Annotated in this window: 25 protein-coding genes and 1 other annotated feature; of the genes, 11 read left to right on the top strand and 14 right to left on the bottom strand. The window is 61.0% G+C overall.

Translation table 11 applies throughout. The features are described 5' to 3' along the window. Positions 1-39: 39 nt before the first annotated feature. From FE781_RS03260 to FE781_RS03275, 4 genes are read right to left on the bottom strand one after another with little or no spacing between them, the layout of a single operon-like run. A complete protein-coding gene (locus FE781_RS03260; RefSeq protein ID WP_138788202.1) occupies positions 40-762 on the bottom strand; it encodes an urease accessory protein UreF in 723 nt (240 codons plus the stop codon). Then, the gene (ureC, locus tag FE781_RS03265) at positions 759-2474 is read right to left on the bottom strand and encodes an urease subunit alpha (RefSeq protein WP_138788203.1); all 1716 of its coding nucleotides are present in this window, start codon (positions 2472-2474) and stop codon (positions 759-761) included. Before ureC ends, FE781_RS03260 begins: the two co-directional genes overlap by 4 nt. Continuing rightward, positions 2471-2845, bottom strand: coding sequence for an urease subunit beta (locus tag FE781_RS03270; protein ID WP_138788204.1), 375 nt, complete (start codon positions 2843-2845; stop codon positions 2471-2473). Before FE781_RS03270 ends, ureC begins: the two co-directional genes overlap by 4 nt. Beyond that, entirely contained in the window at positions 2842-3162 is a 321-nt protein-coding gene (locus FE781_RS03275; protein ID WP_138788205.1) for an urease subunit gamma, read from the bottom strand. The genes FE781_RS03270 and FE781_RS03275 overlap by 4 nt, the downstream gene beginning before the upstream one ends. 307 nt (positions 3163-3469) lie before the next feature. Between FE781_RS03275 and urtA the strand changes: the two genes are divergently transcribed. The 5 genes from urtA (at position 3470) to urtE (ending at position 8418) form a co-directional block, all read left to right on the top strand. Then, positions 3470-4726, top strand: a complete 1257-nt coding sequence (urtA, locus tag FE781_RS03280) for an urea ABC transporter substrate-binding protein (protein ID WP_138788206.1) — start codon at positions 3470-3472, stop codon at positions 4724-4726. A 75-nt stretch (positions 4727-4801) separates the two neighbouring features. Further along, entirely contained in the window at positions 4802-5707 is a 906-nt protein-coding gene (gene urtB, locus FE781_RS03285; RefSeq protein WP_138788207.1) for an urea ABC transporter permease subunit UrtB, read from the top strand. 66 nt (positions 5708-5773) lie between these two features. Continuing rightward, positions 5774-6952, top strand: coding sequence for an urea ABC transporter permease subunit UrtC (urtC, locus tag FE781_RS03290; RefSeq protein WP_246068016.1), 1179 nt, complete (start codon positions 5774-5776; stop codon positions 6950-6952). Then, positions 6918-7724 (top strand): urea ABC transporter ATP-binding protein UrtD, encoded by an 807-nt coding sequence (urtD, locus tag FE781_RS03295; protein WP_138788325.1) that lies wholly within the window; start codon positions 6918-6920, stop codon positions 7722-7724. The genes urtC and urtD overlap by 35 nt, the downstream gene beginning before the upstream one ends. Further along, positions 7717-8418 carry an urea ABC transporter ATP-binding subunit UrtE gene (urtE, locus tag FE781_RS03300; RefSeq protein WP_138788208.1) on the top strand — a complete coding sequence of 234 codons (702 nt, stop codon included), beginning with the start codon at positions 7717-7719 and terminating at the stop codon, positions 8416-8418. Before urtD ends, urtE begins: the two co-directional genes overlap by 8 nt. Before the next feature lie 96 nt (positions 8419-8514). Here urtE and FE781_RS03305 read toward each other — a convergent pair whose 3' ends face one another. Then, positions 8515-9585, bottom strand: a complete 1071-nt coding sequence (locus FE781_RS03305) for a branched-chain amino acid aminotransferase (RefSeq protein WP_138788209.1) — start codon at positions 9583-9585, stop codon at positions 8515-8517. Between the two features lie 130 nt (positions 9586-9715). Between FE781_RS03305 and FE781_RS03310 the strand changes: the two genes are divergently transcribed. The 4 genes from FE781_RS03310 to FE781_RS03325 all read left to right on the top strand — a co-directional run bounded on the left by FE781_RS03310 (position 9716) and on the right by FE781_RS03325 (position 13001). Next, positions 9716-10612, top strand: a complete 897-nt coding sequence (locus FE781_RS03310) for a LysR family transcriptional regulator (RefSeq protein ID WP_138788210.1) — start codon at positions 9716-9718, stop codon at positions 10610-10612. A gap of 154 nt (positions 10613-10766) precedes the next feature. Beyond that, entirely contained in the window at positions 10767-11198 is a 432-nt protein-coding gene (locus FE781_RS03315; RefSeq protein ID WP_138788211.1) for a cell wall hydrolase, read from the top strand. A 56-nt stretch (positions 11199-11254) separates the two neighbouring features. After that, positions 11255-11779: a spore coat protein GerQ gene (gene gerQ / locus FE781_RS03320; protein WP_246068017.1), complete on the top strand. Its 525-nt coding sequence runs from the start codon at positions 11255-11257 to the stop codon at positions 11777-11779. A gap of 181 nt (positions 11780-11960) precedes the next feature. Beyond that, complete coding sequence (locus FE781_RS03325; RefSeq protein WP_138788212.1) at positions 11961-13001, top strand: ParB/RepB/Spo0J family partition protein; 1041 nt, start codon at positions 11961-11963, stop codon at positions 12999-13001. A gap of 70 nt (positions 13002-13071) precedes the next feature. Here FE781_RS03325 and FE781_RS03330 read toward each other — a convergent pair whose 3' ends face one another. From FE781_RS03330 to FE781_RS03350, 5 genes are all read right to left on the bottom strand, one after another. Continuing rightward, positions 13072-13434 (bottom strand): sensor histidine kinase, encoded by a 363-nt coding sequence (locus tag FE781_RS03330; RefSeq protein WP_138788213.1) that lies wholly within the window; start codon positions 13432-13434, stop codon positions 13072-13074. Beyond that, on the bottom strand, positions 13388-13618 hold the full coding sequence (locus FE781_RS03335) for a hypothetical protein (protein ID WP_138788214.1): 231 nt from the start codon (positions 13616-13618) through the stop codon (positions 13388-13390). Before FE781_RS03335 ends, FE781_RS03330 begins: the two co-directional genes overlap by 47 nt. A gap of 48 nt (positions 13619-13666) precedes the next feature. After that, entirely contained in the window at positions 13667-14149 is a 483-nt protein-coding gene (locus tag FE781_RS03340) for a hypothetical protein (RefSeq protein ID WP_138788215.1), read from the bottom strand. Positions 14150-14166: 17 nt separating this feature from the next. Next, on the bottom strand, positions 14167-14694 hold the full coding sequence (locus FE781_RS03345) for a response regulator (RefSeq protein ID WP_138788216.1): 528 nt from the start codon (positions 14692-14694) through the stop codon (positions 14167-14169). Between the two features lie 234 nt (positions 14695-14928). Further along, a complete protein-coding gene (locus FE781_RS03350; RefSeq protein ID WP_138788217.1) occupies positions 14929-15222 on the bottom strand; it encodes a hypothetical protein in 294 nt (97 codons plus the stop codon). Between the two features lie 95 nt (positions 15223-15317). On the opposite strand from FE781_RS03350, the gene FE781_RS03355 reads away from it, so the two are divergent. After that, positions 15318-16301 carry a metal-dependent hydrolase gene (locus FE781_RS03355; RefSeq protein ID WP_138788218.1) on the top strand — a complete coding sequence of 328 codons (984 nt, stop codon included), beginning with the start codon at positions 15318-15320 and terminating at the stop codon, positions 16299-16301. A 106-nt stretch (positions 16302-16407) separates the two neighbouring features. Here FE781_RS03355 and FE781_RS03360 read toward each other — a convergent pair whose 3' ends face one another. Further along, positions 16408-16638 (bottom strand): alpha/beta-type small acid-soluble spore protein, encoded by a 231-nt coding sequence (locus FE781_RS03360; protein ID WP_138788219.1) that lies wholly within the window; start codon positions 16636-16638, stop codon positions 16408-16410. A 124-nt stretch (positions 16639-16762) separates the two neighbouring features. On the opposite strand from FE781_RS03360, the gene FE781_RS03365 reads away from it, so the two are divergent. After that, complete coding sequence (locus FE781_RS03365) at positions 16763-16942, top strand: DUF5325 family protein (RefSeq protein WP_138788220.1); 180 nt, start codon at positions 16763-16765, stop codon at positions 16940-16942. Between the two features lie 72 nt (positions 16943-17014). Here the strand turns inward: FE781_RS03365 and trpS are convergent, their stop codons facing one another. The 3 genes from trpS to FE781_RS03380 form a co-directional block, all read right to left on the bottom strand. Then, a complete protein-coding gene (trpS, locus tag FE781_RS03370; protein WP_138788221.1) occupies positions 17015-17995 on the bottom strand; it encodes a tryptophan--tRNA ligase in 981 nt (326 codons plus the stop codon). A 65-nt stretch (positions 17996-18060) separates the two neighbouring features. Further along, positions 18061-18318, bottom strand: a binding site (T-box leader). Between the two features lie 96 nt (positions 18319-18414). Beyond that, positions 18415-18564: a 50S ribosomal protein L33 gene (gene rpmG / locus FE781_RS03375; protein WP_138788222.1), complete on the bottom strand. Its 150-nt coding sequence runs from the start codon at positions 18562-18564 to the stop codon at positions 18415-18417. Positions 18565-18747: 183 nt separating this feature from the next. Next, positions 18748-19782, bottom strand: a complete 1035-nt coding sequence (locus tag FE781_RS03380) for a CobW family GTP-binding protein (protein WP_138788223.1) — start codon at positions 19780-19782, stop codon at positions 18748-18750. Positions 19783-19843: the final 61 nt, after the last annotated feature.

Raw genomic sequence — 19843 nt, forward strand, 5'->3', positions numbered from 1 at the left:
TTGGCGCAATCTCGCCATTGATTATGGAAATCGAAGCCGCTAAGACATAAACAGCCTCGAATACAAACGCTCATGCCGCATCATCGCGAGGTCGGCGAGCGGAGTGGACATGCGCCAGTCGAACGGGTCGAGCGTTTCGGCCGTCGCCCAGGCTTCGGATACCGCAGGCAGCAAGGCGGCGATCAGCCGCTGCCCCTCCGTCTGGCCGATCGCCATCAGCCTCAGCGCGCTGCCGACCGCGTTCACGACGCAGGCGTACAGATAGCCTTCGCCGGCCGTGCGCCTGTCGACGCCGAGCCGGTAAGCCGCGTAGCCGAACACGGTCGGAAACGCGCCCGGACAGCGTCCCGCCGATACGGCGTCCCCGAGCTCCGACCAGTCGATCGCCGGATGCATCTCCCGCACGAGCTGCAGCAGCCGTCGCCCGAGCTTCGCCATGCCGACGCGCGTCTCCGAAGCCGTCCGGGCGAGGTGAAGCTCTTGGTCGAGCCTGAACACGCTCTCCCAGTCCCCGGACGCGCCGTAGGCGTAAACCGCCTTGACCGCGAGAGCGTCCGCCGTCGCCCAATTGTGCGTCAGCATCGCGCGGATATACGCTTCAAGCGAGGCGCTGTCCCGGAGCTCGCCGTCCTGTACCAGCGTCTCCAGCCCGAACGAATGGGCGAACGCGCCCACCGGAAGCGCCGAGTCGAGCAGTTGGACGAACGCCAGCCATCCCGGACGGACCGGACCTCCGTCCGTCCCCTGCCGGCCCGGCGTCAAAATAAGAAATACCGCTGCGCCATCGGCAGCACCTCCGCCGGCTCGCAGGTGACCGGCTCTCCGTCGACACGGACCTCGTACGTCTCCGGGTTGACTTCAAGCCGAGGCGTCGCGTCGTTGTGAATCATATGTTTCTTCGTGACCGACCGGCAGCCGCGCACCGGCTCGATCCGCTTGCCGAGCTTGAGGCGCGTATGCACGCCGAGATCGTAAGCCGCTTGCGAGACAAACGTCAGGCTGCCGCGTTCGACCGCCTTGCCGTACGCGCCGAACATCGGACGGCCGTACACCGGCTGAGGCGTCGGGATAGACGCGTTCGGATCGCCCATCTGGGCGTAAGCGATAATACCTCCCTTCAGCACCAGCTCCGGCTTGACGCCGAAAAAAGCCGGGCTCCACAGCACCAGATCCGCCCACTTGCCCACCTCGACGGAACCGACCAGGTGGCTGATGCCGTGCGCGATCGCGGGGTTGATCGTATATTTGGCGATATACCGCTTGATCCGGAAATTGTCGTGCTCCGCCGTGTCGGGAGGAAGCGGACCCCGCTGCCTCTTCATCTTGTCCGCCGTCTGCCACGTCCGGATGATGACCTCGCCGACCCGCCCCATCGCCTGAGAGTCCGAGCTGATCATGCTGAATACGCCGAGATCGTGCAAAATGTCCTCCGCCGCGATCGTTTCCGGACGGATGCGCGAATCCGCGAAGGCGACATCCTCCGGAATGCGGCTGTCCAGATGGTGGCAGACCATCAGCATGTCGAGATGCTCCTCGATCGTATTAACCGTGAACGGACGCGTCGGGTTCGTGGACGAAGGCAGGACGTTAAGTTCGCCCGCGGCGCGGATAATGTCGGGCGCATGCCCGCCGCCCGCTCCTTCCGTATGGTACGTATGAATCGTGCGCCCTTTGAACGCGCGCAGCGTATCCTCGACAAAACCCGCTTCGTTCAGCGTATCGGTATGGATCGCCACCTGGACGTCGTACATGTCCGCGACCGACAGGCAGACGTCGATCGCTTCAGGCGTCGTCCCCCAGTCTTCGTGCAGCTTCAGGCCGATCGCTCCGGCCTCGACCTGCTCCGCCAGCGGCTCCGGATAAGAAGCGTTGCCTTTGCCGAGAAAGCCGATGTTCATCGGGAACGCCTCCGCCGCCTCCAGCATGCGTTCGATATGCCAGGCGCCGGGGGTGCAGGTCGTCGCGTTCGTGCCGGCCGCCGGACCGGTTCCGCCGCCGATCATCGTCGTGACGCCCGAAGCGAGCGCGGTTTCGATCTGCTGCGGGCATATAAAATGAATATGCGTATCGATGCCGCCCGCCGTGACGATCTTGCCCTCGGCCGCGATCACCTCCGTGCTCGCCCCGACGATCAGATTCGGGCTGACGCCGTCCATCGTGTCCGGGTTGCCCGCCTTGCCGATGCCGGCGATGCGGCCGTCCCGGATGCCGATATCCGCCTTGACGATTCCCCAGTGATCGAGGATGACCGCGTTCGTGATCACCGTATCCAGCACGCCCTCCCTTCTCGTCAGCCGCGAGTTTTGGCCCATGCCGTCCCGGATGACCTTGCCGCCGCCGAATTTGCATTCGTCGCCGTACACCGTAAAATCATGCTCGATCTGCGCCCACAGCTCCGTATCCGCCAGCCGGACGGCGTCTCCCGCCGTCGGGCCGAACATCGCCGCATAAGCGGATCGTTCGATGCGGCTCATGCTCCAACGCCTCCTTCGTCCTGCCACTGCTTGAGCCGCTGCCGCAGCTCCTCCGTCATGCCTTGCGCCGCGTTGCCGCGGGTCAATCCGTTCATCCCGTGCGCGGCCCGCGATCCGCCCAGCTCGACGAGATCCACCGGCTTCGACTCGCCCGGCTCGAACCGGACCGCCGTCCCGGCCGGGATATCGAGCCGCATGCCGAACGCCGCTTCGCGGTCGAACCGCAGCTCCCGGTTCACTTCATAGAAATGATAGTGCGAGCCGACCTGCACGGGACGGTCTCCCAGATTCGCCACCGTCAGCCGCGTCCTCCTCCGTCCGGCGTTTAATTCGATCTCGCCGGGCTTCACCCTGTACGCTCCCGGTATCATTCCGCCGATTCCCCTCCCCGGATCGGCCGGTGCACGGTCACAAGCTTCGTTCCGTCGGGAAACGTCGCCTCGACCTGCACTTCGCGGATCATTTCCGGCACGCCCTCCATCACCTGGTCCCGGGTCAGAATCGTCGCGCCGTATGCCATCAGTTGCGCCACCGATTGCCCGTCGCGGGCCCCTTCGAGTATTTCCGATGTGATCAGCGCCAGACTTTCCGGATAGTTGAGCTTCAACCCCCGGGCGAGCCTGCGCCGCGCGAGATCGGCGGCGACCGTAATGAGCAGCCGTTCTTTTTCTCTTTCGGTTACATGCATGGCGGGTATTCCTCCAAACGTCATGATGTTATATATAATGACATAACTGCTCGGATTTTTCTACTGCGCACACCCCCTTCATCCCAACTTCTTTCCCTGAACCGCCGGGATATGTCAACAAACCTTCACGAAAACACCAACGAATAACTCATAAATACACCATTTCCGACGATTTATCAAGCGAAACCCGAACATTAACGAAATTATTCCTTCAGTTTTAGTGTCAACTATATTGACACATAATGTCCTAAGGATTAACATAGGAGTTGCATCAATTACCAATTCGGTGGGGAGCGTGGAGAGATCGATGACGAAAAAGAGAAAAAACCTGTTCTCAGCCCTGGCGGTGACGCTGGCGGCGGCCGTAACCATCGCGGGCTGCGGCTCCAGCGAACAAACGGAAGGCGGCAGCTCGCCGGCGCCGTCGGCGGCCGCATCGGGCGGGGAAATTCCGGTCGGCGTGCTCCATTCGCTGACCGGCACCATGTCGATCAGTGAAGTCTCCGTAAAAGACGCCACGATGATGGCGATCGAGGAGATCAACGCGGCGGGCGGCCTGCTCGGCAAAAAATTGAAGCCGGTCGTCGAGGACGGAGCCTCCGACCCGCAAGTATTCGCCGAGAAGATCAAAAAGCTGATCCAAAAAGACCAGGTCGCCGTGACGTTCGGCGGATGGACGTCGGCAAGCCGCAAGGCGATGCTTCCGGTCGTCGAGCAGAATAAAGGCCTGCTGTTCTACCCGGTCCAATACGAGGGCCTGGAAACTTCTCCGAACATCGTCTACACCGGAGCCACCACAAACCAGCAGATTATCCCGGCGGTCACCTGGCTGCTTCAGAACAAAGGCAAAAAAATGTTCCTGCTGGGTTCGGACTACGTCTTCCCGCGGACGGCCAACAAAATCATCAAGGCCCAGCTCAAAGCGGAAGGCGGCGAAACGGTCGCCGAGGAATACACCCCGCTCGGCCATACCGATTACAGCACCATCATCAGCAAAATCAAAAGCGCCAAACCCGACGTCATCTTCAATACGCTGAACGGCGACAGCAACGTGGCGTTCTTCAAGCAACTCAAGGATGCGGGCATCACGGCGAAGGACATTCCGGTCCTGTCCGTCAGCGTGGCGGAAGAGGAAATCCGGGGCATCGGCGCCGACCTGCTGGCCGGCCACTACGCGTCCTGGAACTATTACCAGACCGTCGACACGCCGGAAAACAAAACGTTCGTCGAAGCTTACAAGGCGAAATACGGCAAGGACCGCGTCACCGCCGATCCGATCGAAGCCGGCTATTTCGGGGTCTACCTCTGGGCGGAAGCCGTCAAGAAAGCGGGCTCGTTCGAGGTGGAGCAAGTAAAAGCCGCGCTCAAGGACGTCTCGGTCAAGGCGCCGGAAGGCGAAGTCAAATTCGACGCCGAGACGCAGCACGTATACAAAAAGGTGCTTATCGGCGAAGTGCAGCCGGACGGCATGTTCCAAACGGTATGGAGCACGCCGGAAGCGGTCAAACCGGACCCGTGGCTGAAGACTTATCCGTGGGGAGCGGAAGTGTCCGGCCAAAAGTAACGCCTGCATCTACGAATCGTGCGGGAGGGCTGCACCTAGCGGCAGCCCTTCTTCCGTTGAAAGAGGGGATTCCAGATGAGCCTGCTGCTCCTGCAGTTGTTCAACGGCATCAGCGTCAGTTCCATTCTGCTGCTTGTTGCGTTGGGACTCGCCATTACGTTCGGCCTCATGAACATCATCAACATGGCGCATGGCGAATTGATCATGATCGGCGCTTATACCGCCTACATGACCCAGCAGTTTTTCCAGAAATACGTGCCGGAAGCTTACTTCGACGCTTACTTCCTCGCGTCGATCCCGCTGGCCTTCGCCCTGGCGTTCGGCATCGGCTGGCTGCTCGAAACCTTGCTCGTCCGGCATCTGTACAAGAGGCCGCTGGACAGTCTGATCGCCACCTGGGGCGTCAGCCTCATCCTGCAGCAGCTCGCGCGCACGATATTCGGCGCGCCCAACAAGGCCGTCAAAGCCCCGAGCTGGCTGGAAGGCGGCATTACCCTGACGAACGAACTCATCCTTCCGTATAAACGGTTGTTTATTATCGGCCTCGTGGCGCTGTGTCTGGTCGTCATCTACTTGTACCTGTACCGCAGCCGGGGCGGCCGCAATATGCGGGCGGCGATGCAAAACCGGCAGATGGCCGCCTGCCTCGGCGTATCGACGCGCCGTCTCGACGCGCAAGCCTTTGCGTTCGGCTCCGGCATCGCCGGCATCGCCGGCTGCGCGATCGCCCTGCTCGGTCCGATCGGACCGGCGCTCGGCACGTATTACATCGTCGACGCGTTTATGGTGGTCGTGCTCGGCGGCATCGGCAAGCTGGTCGGCTCGCTGTTCGGGGCGCTGAGCATCGGCGTGCTGAACACGGCGTTCGAATACGCGACGTCGGCGACGGTCGCCAAGGTTATCGTGTTCACCCTGATCATCGCGTTTCTTCAATGGAAGCCGTCCGGCCTCGTCTCCGTGCGGTCGCGGTCGCTGGATTGACGGCGCGGCCGTTCGGTCAGCCGGACCGGCCGAAGACGAATAACCTTCAACAAGGATGTGTGACCTATGAACAATCCGCCTATGCCGGACGCCCGGCCGCGGTTCAAGCGGACGCGGCCCGTCCCCGCGCCGGAGCGGGCCGAAGGCGCGCTGCTGCGGGCCAAGATCGCCCTGACGCTGACGATCGTCGCCCTGCTGCTCGCCGCTCCTTATTTTCTGTCCGAATTCCGCTTGTCGCTGCTCGGCAAATACCTCGCGTTCGCGATTCTCGCGATCGGCATCGATCTGATCTGGGGCTACACCGGCATCCTCAGCCTCGGCCACGGCGTCTTTTTCGGACTCGGCGCCTACTGCATGGCGATGCACCTGAAGCTGGCGGCATCCGGCGGCCAACTGCCCGACTTCATGTCCTGGAGCGGCGTGGAGAAGCTGCCCTGGTTCTGGGAGCCGTTCGCCTCGCCGTGGTTCGCCTTGCTCGCAGCGATCGGGGTGCCGACGGCGTTGGCCGCCGCGCTCGGCTACCTGACGTTCCGCAACCGGATTCGCGGCGCGTTTTTCTCCATCCTGTCGCAAGCGCTCGTAATCGTTACCGTCACGCTGTTCATCGGCCAGCAGGGTTTTACCGGAGGCACCAACGGCTTGACGAACTTCGATTCGTTCCTGGGCATCAAACTGAGCGAGCCCGCAACCAAGATCGGGTTGTATTACGCCGCCGTCCTTTTGCTGGGAATCGTCTACGCGCTGGGACGGTTCGCCGTCGGCAGCCGGTTCGGGCGCGTGCTGACGGCGATCCGCGACGGCGAGAACCGGGTGCGCTTCCTCGGCTACAATCCGGTGGCCTACAAGGTGTTCGTATTCGCCGTATCGGGGGCGCTGGCCGGGTTGGCGGGCATCCTGTTCGTCATGATGGAAGGCATCATCTCTCCGGCGCAGATGAATATCGTGCCGTCGATCGAGATGGTGCTGTGGGTGGCGATCGGCGGCAGAGGCACGTTGTCCGGAGCCGTGTTCGGCGCCCTGCTGACGAACTGCGCCAAGACGTATTTCAGCGAATCGTATCCGGAGGGATGGCTGTTTTTCCTCGGCGGATTATTCGTCATCGTGGTGCTGTTCCTGCCGCGCGGGATCGCGGGCTTGTGGTCGGACGGCATCCGTTGGCTCAGCACAAGGAGGGATCGACATGACAAGCGTTCTTCCGATTCGGGACGCAATGCCGAAGGCGGCGCCAGCGCAAGCGCCGGCTGAAGCGGAAGCGGGGAGCCTGGATACGCCCGTGCTGAAGACGCAGGGGCTGGAGGTCAGCTTCGACGGCTTCAAGGCGATCCGCGGCGTGGACTTTACGCTGGGACGGGGCGAGCTGCGCTTCCTGATCGGCCCGAACGGCGCGGGCAAAACAACGCTGCTGGACGCGATCTGCGGGAAGGTCAAGCCGTCCCGAGGCTCCATCCGCTTCGGCGGAACCGATCTGGCGAAGCTGCAGGAGCACCGGATCGCCCAGCTCGGCATCGGTCGTAAATTCCAGGCGCCGAGCGTCTTCGCCGAGCTGACCGTCTACGAAAACCTGGAGCTGTCGCTGAAGCAGCCCCGCGGCATCTGGCCGGCGCTGACCCGCCGCCTCAGCGGCGAGCAGCGGGATGCGATCGACCGGACGCTCGAGACGATCGGCTTGCGCGACAAGCCGAAGTGGACGGCCGGATCGTTGTCGCACGGGGAGAAACAATGGCTGGAGATCGGCATGCTGCTGATCCAGGACCCGCAGGTGCTGCTGCTCGACGAGCCGGCGGCCGGCATGACGGACAAGGAGACGATGCAGACGGGCGAGCTGCTCTTGACGATCGCGTCGGACCGCTCGATTATCGTCGTCGAGCACGATATGGAGTTTGTCCGCGAATATGCCCGTACGGTGACGGTCATGCACGAAGGGCAGATTTTGCGCGAGGGGTCGATGGACGATATCCAGAACGACGACCGCGTGGCCGAAGTGTATCTCGGGAGAAGGGGGGAGCGGCATGCTTGAGATCGAAGGTTTGTGTTCCGGCTACGGCGAGAGCCTGGTGCTGCGCAGCGTCAGCCTGACGGTGGAACCGGGGCAGGTCGTATGCCTCATGGGCCGCAACGGCGTCGGCAAGACGACGCTGATGAAAAGCATCATGGGATTGCTGCGCTCGAAGAACGGCGTTATCCGGTACAACGGCGCGGATATCACCAGGCTCCCTCCCGACAAGCGGGCAAAAGCCGGCATCGGCTACGTGCCGCAGGGACGCGAGATCTTCGGCCAACTGACGGTCGAGGAAAACCTCCGCCTCGGCTTCGAGTCGATCGGCTCCGGCCCGATTCCGAAGCGGATCCCCGAGGACGTGCTGGATATGTTTCCGATCCTGCGCGACTTCCTGAAGCGCCGCGGCGGCGACTTGAGCGGCGGGCAGCAGCAGCAGCTCGCCATCGCCCGAGCGTTGGTGTCGCGGCCGACGCTGCTGCTGCTGGACGAACCGATGGAGGGCATCCAGCCTTCGATCGTGCAGTTGATCGAGGAGGTTATCGCCTCCATCAAGGCGGCGAGGAAGACGTCGGTGCTGCTCGTCGAACAGAGTCTGGAGTTCGCGACCGCGATCGCTGACCATTACTATGTGCTCGACAAGGGAACGGTTGTCGCCAGCGGCAGCGCGTCGGAGCTGTCCGCCGACGAGGTAAAGATGCATCTGACCGTGTGACCGGCCCGAGAGCTCGCGCGCCGCGCCAAAAGGCTTCGCCCCTCCTCCCGCGAGGACGGCGAAGCCTTTTTATTCCGCCGGAGCCATCCCGACGGCTTATTTCAACTCGTACATCCAGCCGAACGGGTCCGGATCGGCTCCGAATTGAATGCCGGTCAGCGAATCGTAGAGGCGCTTGGTGAGCTCGCCGGTCTTGCCGCCGCCGATCACATACGCTTCTCCCTGCCAGCTCAGCTCGCCGATCGGGGAGATGACGGCCGCCGTGCCGGTGCCGAACGCTTCGCGGAGCGCGCCGCTGCGCTGCGCCTCGATAATCTCGTCGATCGAAACCGCGCGCTGCTCGACGTTCAGGTTCCAATGCCGCAGCAATTCCAGCACGGAATCGCGAGTGATCCCCTCCAGGATGCTGCCGTTCAGCGCCGGGGTGACGATCGTGTCGCCGATGCGGAAGAAGACGTTCATGCTGCCGACTTCTTCGATATATTTGCGGTGAACGCCGTCCAGCCAGAGCACCTGCGTATACCCCCGCCGCGCAGCCCCTTCCTGCGCTTTCAAGCCCGCGGCGTAATTGCCCGCGGTTTTCGCCGTGCCGACTCCGCCCGCAACGGCGCGGACGTAGTGCGATTCGACGTGAATGCTGACCGGATGGATGCCTTCCTCGTAGTAGGCCCCCACCGGCGACAGGATGATCATGAACCGGTAGCTCCGGGACGGCGAGACGCCCAGGAACGGTTCGGTCGAGATGACGAACGGCCTTACGTACAGCGACGTGCCCGGCTCGGACGGAACCCAGTCCCGATCGAGCTCGATCAGCTTGGTGAGCGCTTCCATAAAAAGCTCCTCGTCAATCGGAGGAATGCTCATCCGGTCGTTGGAGCGGTTCATGCGCTCGATGTTTTTGCGGGGGCGGAACAGCAGAATGCGGCCGTCGTTCGTCCGGTATGCCTTGAGTCCTTCGAACACCGTCTGGCCGTAATGGAACACTTTGGCCGCCGGGTCCAGTTGAATCGGCTGATAGGGCACGATGCGTGCGTCATGCCAGCCCAAGCCTTCGTCGTAATCCAGGATAAACATGTGATCGGTAAAATATTTCCCGAAGCCCAATTGCTTCTCGTCCGGCTTCGTCTTCGGCGCCGCCGTCCGTTCGATCGCGATCGATCGCGTCATAGCCCTTCACCTTCCCGATACGTTGTTACTTGAATGATATCAACCCCTTTCGTATATTGGAAGTATCCGTTTTATACAAGGAATATACCTTAAAGGTATGAAATATCGTCGGGTACAGGGAGGGCATCGCATGGATCTCCGCCAGCTTCGTTATTTTTTGACCGTCGCCCAAGAAGGCCAAGTGACGAGCGCGGCCAAACGGCTGAACATGGAGCAGCCGCCGCTCAGCCGGCAACTGAAATTGATGGAGCAGGAGCTTGGCGTCGCCCTGTTCGACCGGAGCGGCAAGCGGCTGAAGCTGACGAAGGCCGGGGAGCTGCTGCGCCAACGAGCGGAGCAGCTTCTGCTGCAATTTCACGAGACGGTCAAGGAGGTCAAGGAACTGGACGAGGGCATCCGCGGCGTGCTGTCGATCGGTTCCGTCGTCTCCTGCATCTCGCTGCTGCCCCGCCGACTCGAACAGTTCCGGAACCGGTACCCCGGCGTCATCTTCAAGGTCCGCGAAGGCGACCACTTTCTGCTCGGCGAGCTGCTGGAGCGCCGCAGCATCGAGCTGATCGTCGCCCGGCTGCCGTTCGAAGCGACCTCCCGTTCGTCGCAGCCGTATTCGATCGAGCGGCTTCCCTCCGATCCGTTCGTCGCCATCCTCCCCAGCTCCTGGTGCCGGGACGGCTCCGGCCAGCCGTCCCTCAGCATGCGGGAGCTGGCGGAGTACCCGTTCCTGACGCTGAAGACGGATCAGACGATCGGCATGCACGAGAGGGTCGTCAAGGAATTCCAGCAGCACGGCGCGACCCCCCGGATATTGTGCGAATGCTCCAGCGTCGCGATTATCATCGCGATGGTGGCGGCGGGGATCGGCGCGACCATCCTGCCGAAGTCGGTTATGGCGTCTTTCCCGATCCCGTCGATCCGGATGGTCGAGCTGACCGACGCCGACTTTTATTCCGACGTCGGCATCGTGTGGCTGAAGGACCGGTATTTGTCGAAGAGCGCCCGCCGCTTCATCGAGATGTTCCTGGAGTAGCCCGAAATTCCCCAGCTACGGCCGCAGCGCCCCGCCGCCTCCCGCGCTCCGCAAGGCCGGGTCCCCGCAATTTCCGGTCACATTCCGCCAATACCCACATAAACTAAAACTAGCGTCGAAGGAATTCCGAAAGAAGGAGGGGATCGGGAGCCGCATGCCCGTCATCAAAACGAACAGCGAAGAAACGAAACTGCTCGCCAGGCTCATGCGCGCGGAAGCGGAAGGCGAAGGCGAGCTCGGGATGCTGATGGTCGGGAACGTCGGCGTCAACCGGGTCAGAGCAAACTGCCTCGACTTCAGAAATATCCGGAGCATCCGGGATATGGTCTTCCAGCAGCCGGGCGGCTTCGAAGCGGTCCAGAAGGGATACTTCTATCAGGCGGCCCGCGACCGGGAGATCCGTCTGGCCAGACGGGTCATCAACGGCGAGCGCCACCATCCCGCCACGTACAGCCTGTGGTTTTTCCGGCCGGCCGGCGACTGTCCGCCGACCTGGTACAACCAACGCCTTACGGGCCGCTACAAAGCCCACTGCTTTTTCGCCCCGTCAGAGGACGATTGCCCAGCCGTCTATCGGACGTACTGAGGCTCCATTCGCCGCCGGCGCCGCAGGCGTCGGCCTACGATACTTAGGAGGTCGCTATGAATTACAACCCGAATAAACCGGTGCCGCAGAGCACGGCCGGCTACGGATCGGCGCCCGTCGGATACGTTCCCGGCATGGGGCAGGTTATGGCGCAGCAGCCTTTTCAGCAGCAGGCTTTCCAACAGCAGGCTTTCCAGCCGCAAACCGCAACGGCGCCCCAGCAGTTTGCGCAGCAAGGGGGGCCGCTTGCCCCGGCAGGCTCGACGATTCCGGGCGTTCCCGTCCCTCCCGGCCAGCTTCCCGCCCAGGAATCGTATATCGAGAACATCCTGCGCCTTAACCTGGGCAAGATCGGCACCTTTTACATGACCTACGAGAACAACCGGGAATGGAACGCCAAAATTTTCAAAGGCCGGCTCGAAGCGGCCGGCCGCGACCATATCATCATCAGCGACCCGCAGACGGGTCAACGGATTTTGCTGCTGATGATCAATTTCGACTACGCCACGTTCGACGAGCCGCTTAATTATTATTATCCGTACGCCGGAGGCGCGGGGCCGGGGCAGCCCCAGTCCCGGTGATGGCGCGAACGCCCTCCTGCCTCTCCCGCGTCCGGGGAGACGGAGGGCGTTTTCGTTTTGCCCGGAATTTGCGTCCGGACGCTAACCTTTTCCATACGGAAGCCGTTGATATATACTAGATATACGAATTCCGGCGGATATTCGCCGATCCATTTATACGAGGATACGATTGGAGACCGTTATGGAAATAATCGAGCTGCCCCTCGCATTAATCGACGAAGATAAGGATCAGCCCCGCTACCGGTTCGACGACGATTCCCTGCAGGAGCTGACGAACAGCATCGCCGAACTGGGCCTGCTCTCGCCGATCAAGGTAAGAACGGCATCCGGCGGGCGCTACAAGATCGTCTACGGCAACCGGCGGTACAAAGCGTGCAAAGCGCTGGGCCGCGAGACGATTCCCGCGATTGTTTCCGCCGCGACGGACGAGATCGAGATTTACCTGGAGCAGATCGCGGAAAATTTGACAAGGGAAGGCTTCACCCCGATCGAGGAAGCGGAGGCTTTCGACAAGCTGCTGAACGATCCGAAGTTCTCCAGCTCGACCAAATACTTGTCCGGCAGGCTCGGCAAGCCGGAAAGCTACATCAAAAACAAGCTGGAACTGCTGAAGTTCGGGCCAGCCGTCAGAAAGCTGGTCGCCCGCGGCACGGAGATCAGGAAGGACAGGCTGACCGAAGATCAACTGCTGCCGCTCAAGGATTTGCCGATGGAGTTTCGCGATCCGCTCGCCCTCATCATGGCCCGGGACGAGATGCCCGTAAGCGACGTCAAGAAGATCGCCCGCTTGTTCAAGGACAAGGATCTTTCTCCGGCCACGAAGAACAAGCTGCTGTACAAGACGGGCCCGGAGCTGCTGGAGACGTGGTCCGTGTTCGAGCAAAACCGCGCCGCGCGCGCCAAATCCGCCGAGCCGAAGCCGAAGGCAGGGGAAGCGGAGAAGCGCGGAACGCCGCCGCAAGAGGAAACCGCGGCGACGGCGGGCACTCCGATCGAAAGCCGGCTGAAGCGCCTCATTGCTGCCCTGCCCGCCCCCACCGGCTTGCCGGACGATATCGCCCGCTCGGTCGGAGATATCGCGGCTTCCGACCGGGCAAGCTTCCTGAACGACGTGGACCGGGTGATCGACCGGCTGGAACGCCATCTGGCCGAGTGGAAGCAAATTCGCGAACAGGCCGGAGCCGCCCTCGCCTCCGCCGCTCCGAATCCGGACGGAACGTGACCGCGAACGAAGGCCGCCGTCATCGCTCCCGCGCATGACGGCGGCCTTGCTTCTTCCCGCCCTTCCCGGCTTACGCGCCGGCCTTGCCGGCTTCTTCCCCGCTTTCGGAGCCGGCATCCACCTCGACGGGAAATTCCAGCACCGCCGAAGTTCCGACCCCGACCTCTCTGTACAGCGTCACCCCGTATTCTTTGCCGAAATGCAGCTTCAGCCTCTGATCGACGTTGCGAATCCCGAAGCCGATCCGGTTCGGTCCCGGCGAGAAGATGGCTTCGATCGTTTCCCGCTTCATGCCGATCCCGTTGTCCCTGACCTCCAGGCGAACCCGGTCGCCGATGCGGCCCGCCTTCAGAACGATCTCGATCTCGTCGTCGTACCAGGCATGCTCAAGCACGTTCTCCACGAACGGCTGCAGGACGAACTTCACCGTCACGTACCGGAGGACGTCCTCGTCCGCCTCGGACCACGAGTGCCAGCAGCGAGATCAGCACCGTCATGTTGCGGACCCGGTTGGAATCCTCTTTGAACGCCGCAACCGGAATCAGCGCCACGAGACTGACGGGCATCCGGTCGATTTTTTTCGTAATCCGCAGGTAGCGGTCCGTATCGTCCAGCATCGACGGCGAATACGCGTGCGACGAGAGCTCGGAGTCGGCGTACAGCAGCTAGCGGTCTTCACCGACCGCAAGCAGCAGCGTGTCCTTGCCCAGACGGTCGTCATCGACGTCGGCGAATATATCCTTCAGCTTGGCGCGTATTTTGACGAGCCCGATGGCATTCAGCGTATGGTAATCGATCAGCGGACGAACCAGCGAGATGTAGCCGTATTTGCGGTCGGAGCCGGCCTGCAGCCATTGCATGGAGTCGTAGGACAGACGCAGCGACCGGTACCAGGCCTCGTTCCGGATGCGGGAGGTGTAATAGATTTCGTATTGGCGTTCGCCCGCCTGCAGCGACTGCTCCGTCTCCTGATAATACAGCTCGCCGATCGTCGGCGAATCCAGGTACAGCGCAACCTGGATAGGCAGATTGGGCTGGCGCGTCGCGGAATCCAATCGCGGCAAAATGTACTGCGTCGTGATCTGATATCTCTCCAGGTCGAGATAATACCCGGATAAATATTGGGACAGCACCTGGTCCTCGTACAATTCGTCCGAGCTTCGGATCAGCTCCCCGCGTCCCGGGCCAAGCCCTCGGGCGAGCCGGTACTGTCGATCTCGACGATGACGGCGGCGAGCGGGCGGCCCGGATGAACGACCGGGTACTGCTCCAGGAAAGCGTTTACAGTCGCGCGGTCGATCGAGCCTTCCATCACGTGCATCAGGAAGTCGGACTTGATAAACCCGAACGAATCCAGAATCCGGTTCGACGCCCGCTCCCGTCCTTGCCTGCTGGCATCCAGTCCGGCCACCACCGTCCGCAGCGTCTCGAGCACCTCATCGTCGTCCAGCGGCTTCAACAGGTAGCCTCCCGCTTTCAGATGAAGCGCCTGCCTGGCATAATGGAAATCCTCGTAGCCGCTGACGAACACGACCTTCAGCTCCGGATAGGCGTTCAGCGCGTTTTTGGCAAGCTCCAATCCGGTCATAATCGGCATGCGGATATCCGTCACGAGGATATCGACCCGGTTAGACGTCAAATACTCCAACGCCGCAAGCGGCTTGTTGGAGCTGTAAGCGATTTCGATATTCAGCGAAGACCATCACCATCTTGTACGGGGTATACCCTCATGCTAAAGCAGGACGATTCCAAATTCTAGGATACCCATCAACGATTTTTCCACGAAATCAACGATGTTGCGCCGTTGCGCAAAAAGCCGCCGCCGTCGGACGGACGGCGGCGGCTAACGGGTTAGCGCTCCATAATGACATCGATATCCGGTTGTTCCGGAACCATATCGCGAGATTGAGCGGCAGGTCCGATCGGGCTACGGCCGAACCGCGCTGAAATGCCAGATGTGCAGCTTGGCCGTGCCGCCCGCGATCATGGCATGCAAGGGCGACCATTCCTCGTTCCGGGGATCGAGCCGCGCCGCTTTCCATCGCTCGTAGTCGCGCTTCCCCATGCCTCTCCACACCTCGACGAACAAATCGGGCTGGTCTGTGCCCTCGTACCACTCCGTTTCCGGATAACGGGACACCACCTCGCGCATAAAATGAAGATACGACTCCCTTTTTTCCGATACGATCCGATACTCGGCAAACACCAGGTCCGTTTTCACCGTTTTTCTCCTTTACGCCATTTCTTCATTTATTTTAAGGGGGTTCGTGATACAATAACAAGTATGGACAGCTACAATACTCAGGAGGTTGAAGGGTGGATACCGGAACCCATCTGGTGATCGGACTCAGCCTTGCCGGTTTGGCTCACCTCGATCCGGCGGTTGCTTCCGATCCGCATGTCGCCGCCGCCGTTCTCGTCGGCACTATCGCAGGCTCTCAGGCTCCGGATTTGGACGGGTTGCTCCGCTTCCGGGGCAACGCCGTGTATATCCGCAACCATCGCGGCCTGTCCCACTCGCTGCCGGCCGTCTTTTTGTGGTCTGCCGCCATTACGGCGCTGATCGGCCTGGTGTTCGATCCGCTTCCGATTTGGCACGTGGCGTTTTGGGTGCTCGTCGCCGTCTCCTTTCATGTGTTCTCGGATTGCTTTAATACGTACGGAACGCAGGCTGCGAGACCTTTCACGGAAAAATGGATATCGTGGAACATCATCCATATTTTCGACCCGGTTCTGTTCTCGCTGCATACGATCGGGCTGCTGATATGGGCGTTTGGGCTCGCGGAGCCCCGGATCATCTTCAGCGTCGTGTACGGATTTACGGCGCTGTATTACGTAGCGCGCACGATCCAGCACCGGCGGGTCGAGCGGCGGCTGCCGATTCAGGACCGCGAATACGCCGAAGGCGACCGTTATACGGCGATTCCGACCATCCACCTGTACCATTGGAACGTCGTCAAGCGCCGGGCCGACGGCAGCTACCGGCTGGGAGAAGTGCGCAACGGCGTGCTGCGGTGGGTCGACCGGGCCGTCTGCGATTCGCATCCGGCGATCGAAGCCACCCGCTCCCATCCGGACGTGCAGGCGTTTCTGTATTTTACGTCGTATGCTTGTGCCGAATGCCGGGAGCACGCCTGGGGATACGAAGTGCGCTGGACGGACGTGAGATACCGCCACCGCAAGCAATATCCGTTCGTCGCCGTCCTGCTGCTGAATCGGCGCATGGAGACGACCGACTCCTACGTCGGCTGGTTGAGCGAATCGCGGTTGGAGAAGAAGCTCGGGCTGGGCGCTCAATAGCGCCCGCCTTTTTTTGCCGCCGCAAAAAAAACAAGCGGCAGCCCCCATCCGAAGCATCGATCCGGATGAAAGGGGCTGCCGCCCGTTGACATGTATAGGACAAGCCTTAGCGGCTGGAAAAGTTGCCGGCCAGTTGCTGCTCCGCGATTTGAACGAGACGGCGGGTGATGTGGCCGCCAATCGCGCCCGTGTCGCGGGTGGCCATGTAGCCGTAGTAGCCGTCCTGCGGAATTTGAATGCCGAGTTCTTGCGCGACTTCGTACTTCAATTGATCCAGTGCCGCAAGTGCTTGAGGAACAACCAGAGAGTTGCTGCTGCGCGATTGATTGTTTGCCATGGGAATGGCTCCTTTCATCTCGTTGTTCATATGGTTTTTGCAAGCTTGCAAGCATAGTGTGCGACGCAGGCGGCATCTTATTCATGGGATTTTGATTTTTTTGAAAAAAAGGAGTTCGTCAAATATGAGTCGTCCGCTTGCCTTGTTTTTTGCCGTCGTAGGCACGCTGCTGCTGTGCAGCATCGCGATTGCCCTGTCGTTTCGCAACCTGTGGCTGGTTTTGCTGTCGGTCCTGGCGTCTGTCGGATTTATCGGCTACGGCTTCGTGCTGAAAGCGAAGATTCGACGCAAGTCGCAGAAATAACCGAAGCTTCGGGCCCGGAAACAAACGGCCCCCGTCGTTGGAAGGACGGGGGCCGTATATATCGGAGAGACGTCAAACGACAAATCCCATTTTTTCTTTTGCCGCTTTGAGGACCGCTTCCGCCGTCTCGGACGCTTGCTCCGCTCCGCGTTTCAGCACGTCAAGCAGCTCGCCCGATGCGCGAATCTCCCGGTAACGCGCCTGAATCGGCTCCAGCACGCTAATGACGCAATCCGCGAGATCTTTTTTGAACGGCCCATAGCCTTGGCCTTCGTACTTCGCTTCGATCTCGGCCAGAGACAGCTCTGAGCAGCTCGCGTAGATGCTCATCAGGTTGGAGATTTCCGGCTTGGAGGCCGGATCGTATTTCACTTCGCGCCCGGAGTCGGTAACCGCGCGGCTGATTTTCTTCCGGATCACGTCCGGCGGATCGAGCAGCGCGATGTAGCTGCCGGGGTTCGGATTCGATTTGCTCATCTTTTTGGAGGCGTCGTCGAGCGACATGATGCGCGCTCCTACTTCGGGCAGATACACTTCCGGAATTTTGAACAATTCTCCAAACCGGTTGTTGAACCGGCCCGCCAGATCGCGCGTCAGCTCCAGATGCTGCTTCTGGTCGTCGCCCACCGGCACAAGGTCGGCATTGTACAGCAGGATATCCGCCGCCATCAGGGACGGATACGTGAACAGACCGGCGCCTACGGATTCCTTGCCCGCCGACTTGTCCTTGTATTGGGTCATGCGCTCCAGCTCGCCCATATGGGTCAGCGTCGTCAGCAGCCAGCCAAGCTGCGCGTGCGCCGGAACCTGCGACTGCAGGAACACGGACGCTTTGTTCGGATCGATGCCGGCCGCCAGATACAGGGCGGCGACCGCTTGGCTGTTCTCCCGCAGGTCGGCGGGATTTTGCGGCACGGTTATCGCATGCAGATCGACCACCATAAAGTAGCAGCGGTGCGTATGCTGAAGCTTGACGAAATTGCGGATCGCGCCGATATAGTTGCCCAGCGTCAGTTGACCGCTCGGCTGAATGCCGGATAATACAGTTTTCATCCGAATCGGGACCTCCTGTGTGTAATATCGAAGTGGATGGCTGCAACAAAAAAGGCCCCTCGCCCGCAAGGGACGAGAGACCGTGGTGCCACCCTAATTCCTCGGCCGCGCGTCGCATTCTCCGGGAAGAACCGGCGAACGGCAGAGCTCTCGCTCCTGTAACGGGGAGCAGCCGTCTCGGCCTACGCACGGGACTTGCGCATTCCCGCTTCGGCTTGACGCTCCAGGGGCCATTCGCCCGCAGCCGCCGCGCCGGTTTGCACCATCCACCGGCTCTCTGGAGCGGCGAGCTCCGAATTACTTGTCCCTGTCATCGCGTTAAAAGGGTTTCGTTTTCCGTTATTATACGCGGCTGACCGCAAAAGTCAACCCCGTGCGCGTCCAAACAAAAAACGGCCGATCGGCCGTTTTTCCATCCATTAACGAGTCTCCCGGTGAAGCGTGTGCTTCTTCAAACGGGGGCAATATTTCATCAGTTCCAAACGTTGCGGATGTGTTTTTTTGTTTTTCGTCGTCGTATAGTTACGATCGCCCGTTTCGGTGCATGCCAGCGTGACAACTACGCGCATCGGGGCCACCTCCTTGTTGTGCTGAGACACGTTCTTTTTTTGAGAATACAAGAATCCATATCGCCCGGCTCCATGGAAAGTTCTTGTATCTCATCGGCAAACGCGCCGCTTTCGCCTTCGCGAACGCAACGAATCCGTTTGCCATTGCATACAGTTTATAATAGCATTTCCGTTCGATAGGCGTCAAGCCATAGCCTGCTCGATCAGCGAGGCCAGCATGTCCTTCGGCAGCCTCTCCCCGATAAATACCGCGACGTCCGGAACGGAGAACAACGGATTGACGCGAATGAACATCGGCTCCCGGTAAGCGTACTGGAACATCACGCGGCCGGGCGTATCGTCGAACCTCACGATGCCTTTGGCCCGCAGCACTTCGGCGGGCAGACAGCGCAGCGCCTGCTCGAAGCGAACCCGGTTGACAGGGCCGTCCAACCGGTAGGTGACGACCATCAGATGGCCGTGGCTGCCGTGAACGTGAGCCTCCCCCTCCCGGCGATGATGCCGGGAATGACTCTCGTGATCGCACTGCTCGCCGCATTCGTGATCGCCGGGGAGGCGGTCCCCGCCGCCGCTTTCCGCGTCCTTCGGTTTAACGGCCAGTTCCGCGGCCAATGTCTCCAGCCGCTCGAAGCCGACTCGGCCGTATACCGCAGCGATTTTGTCCGCAGCCGGATTGATTGCGTCCAGCATTTGCTCCAGAGCAGCCAGCGACGATTCGTCCATCAAGTCCGTTTTGTTGAGAATCAGCAGGTTCGCATATTTGATCTGGGCCCGCATCAGCTTCGCCGTGCGTCCGGCTCCGCCCAGACGGCGCTCCATCTCCAGGAAGCGGGGGCCGTCCACGACGGTGACCACCGACTTAAGGCGGACGCGCTCCACAATCGGCAGTTCCGTGACCGCATCGAGCAGCTCAACCGGATTGGCAACCCCCGTCGTCTCGACAAAAATCACGTCGGGCCGCACCTCGTCGGCCAGCTCCTCCAGCGTCTCGGCAAGATTGTCCCGCACCGTGCAGCAGACGCAGCCGTTCAGCATCTCCCGCATCGGCACTCCCTCGCCGAGCGCCTCCCCGTCGAGGTTCACTTCGCCCAGCTCGTTCATGACGACGGCCGCCGTCAATCCGCGAGTTTTGCATTGGTCCAGCAGATGCTTCAGCAGCGTCGTCTTGCCGCTCCCGAGAAAACCCGTCAGCAGGTGAATCGGTATCGGTCCGTTCATGTGGCAAATCTCCTGTCGCTCTCGTTTGCTATCATGTTAACCGAATCCGAACCGCAGGGTC

It is taken from the genome of Paenibacillus thermoaerophilus (assembly GCF_005938195.1).
Lineage (GTDB): Bacteria > Bacillota > Bacilli > Paenibacillales > Reconciliibacillaceae > Paenibacillus_W > Paenibacillus_W thermoaerophilus.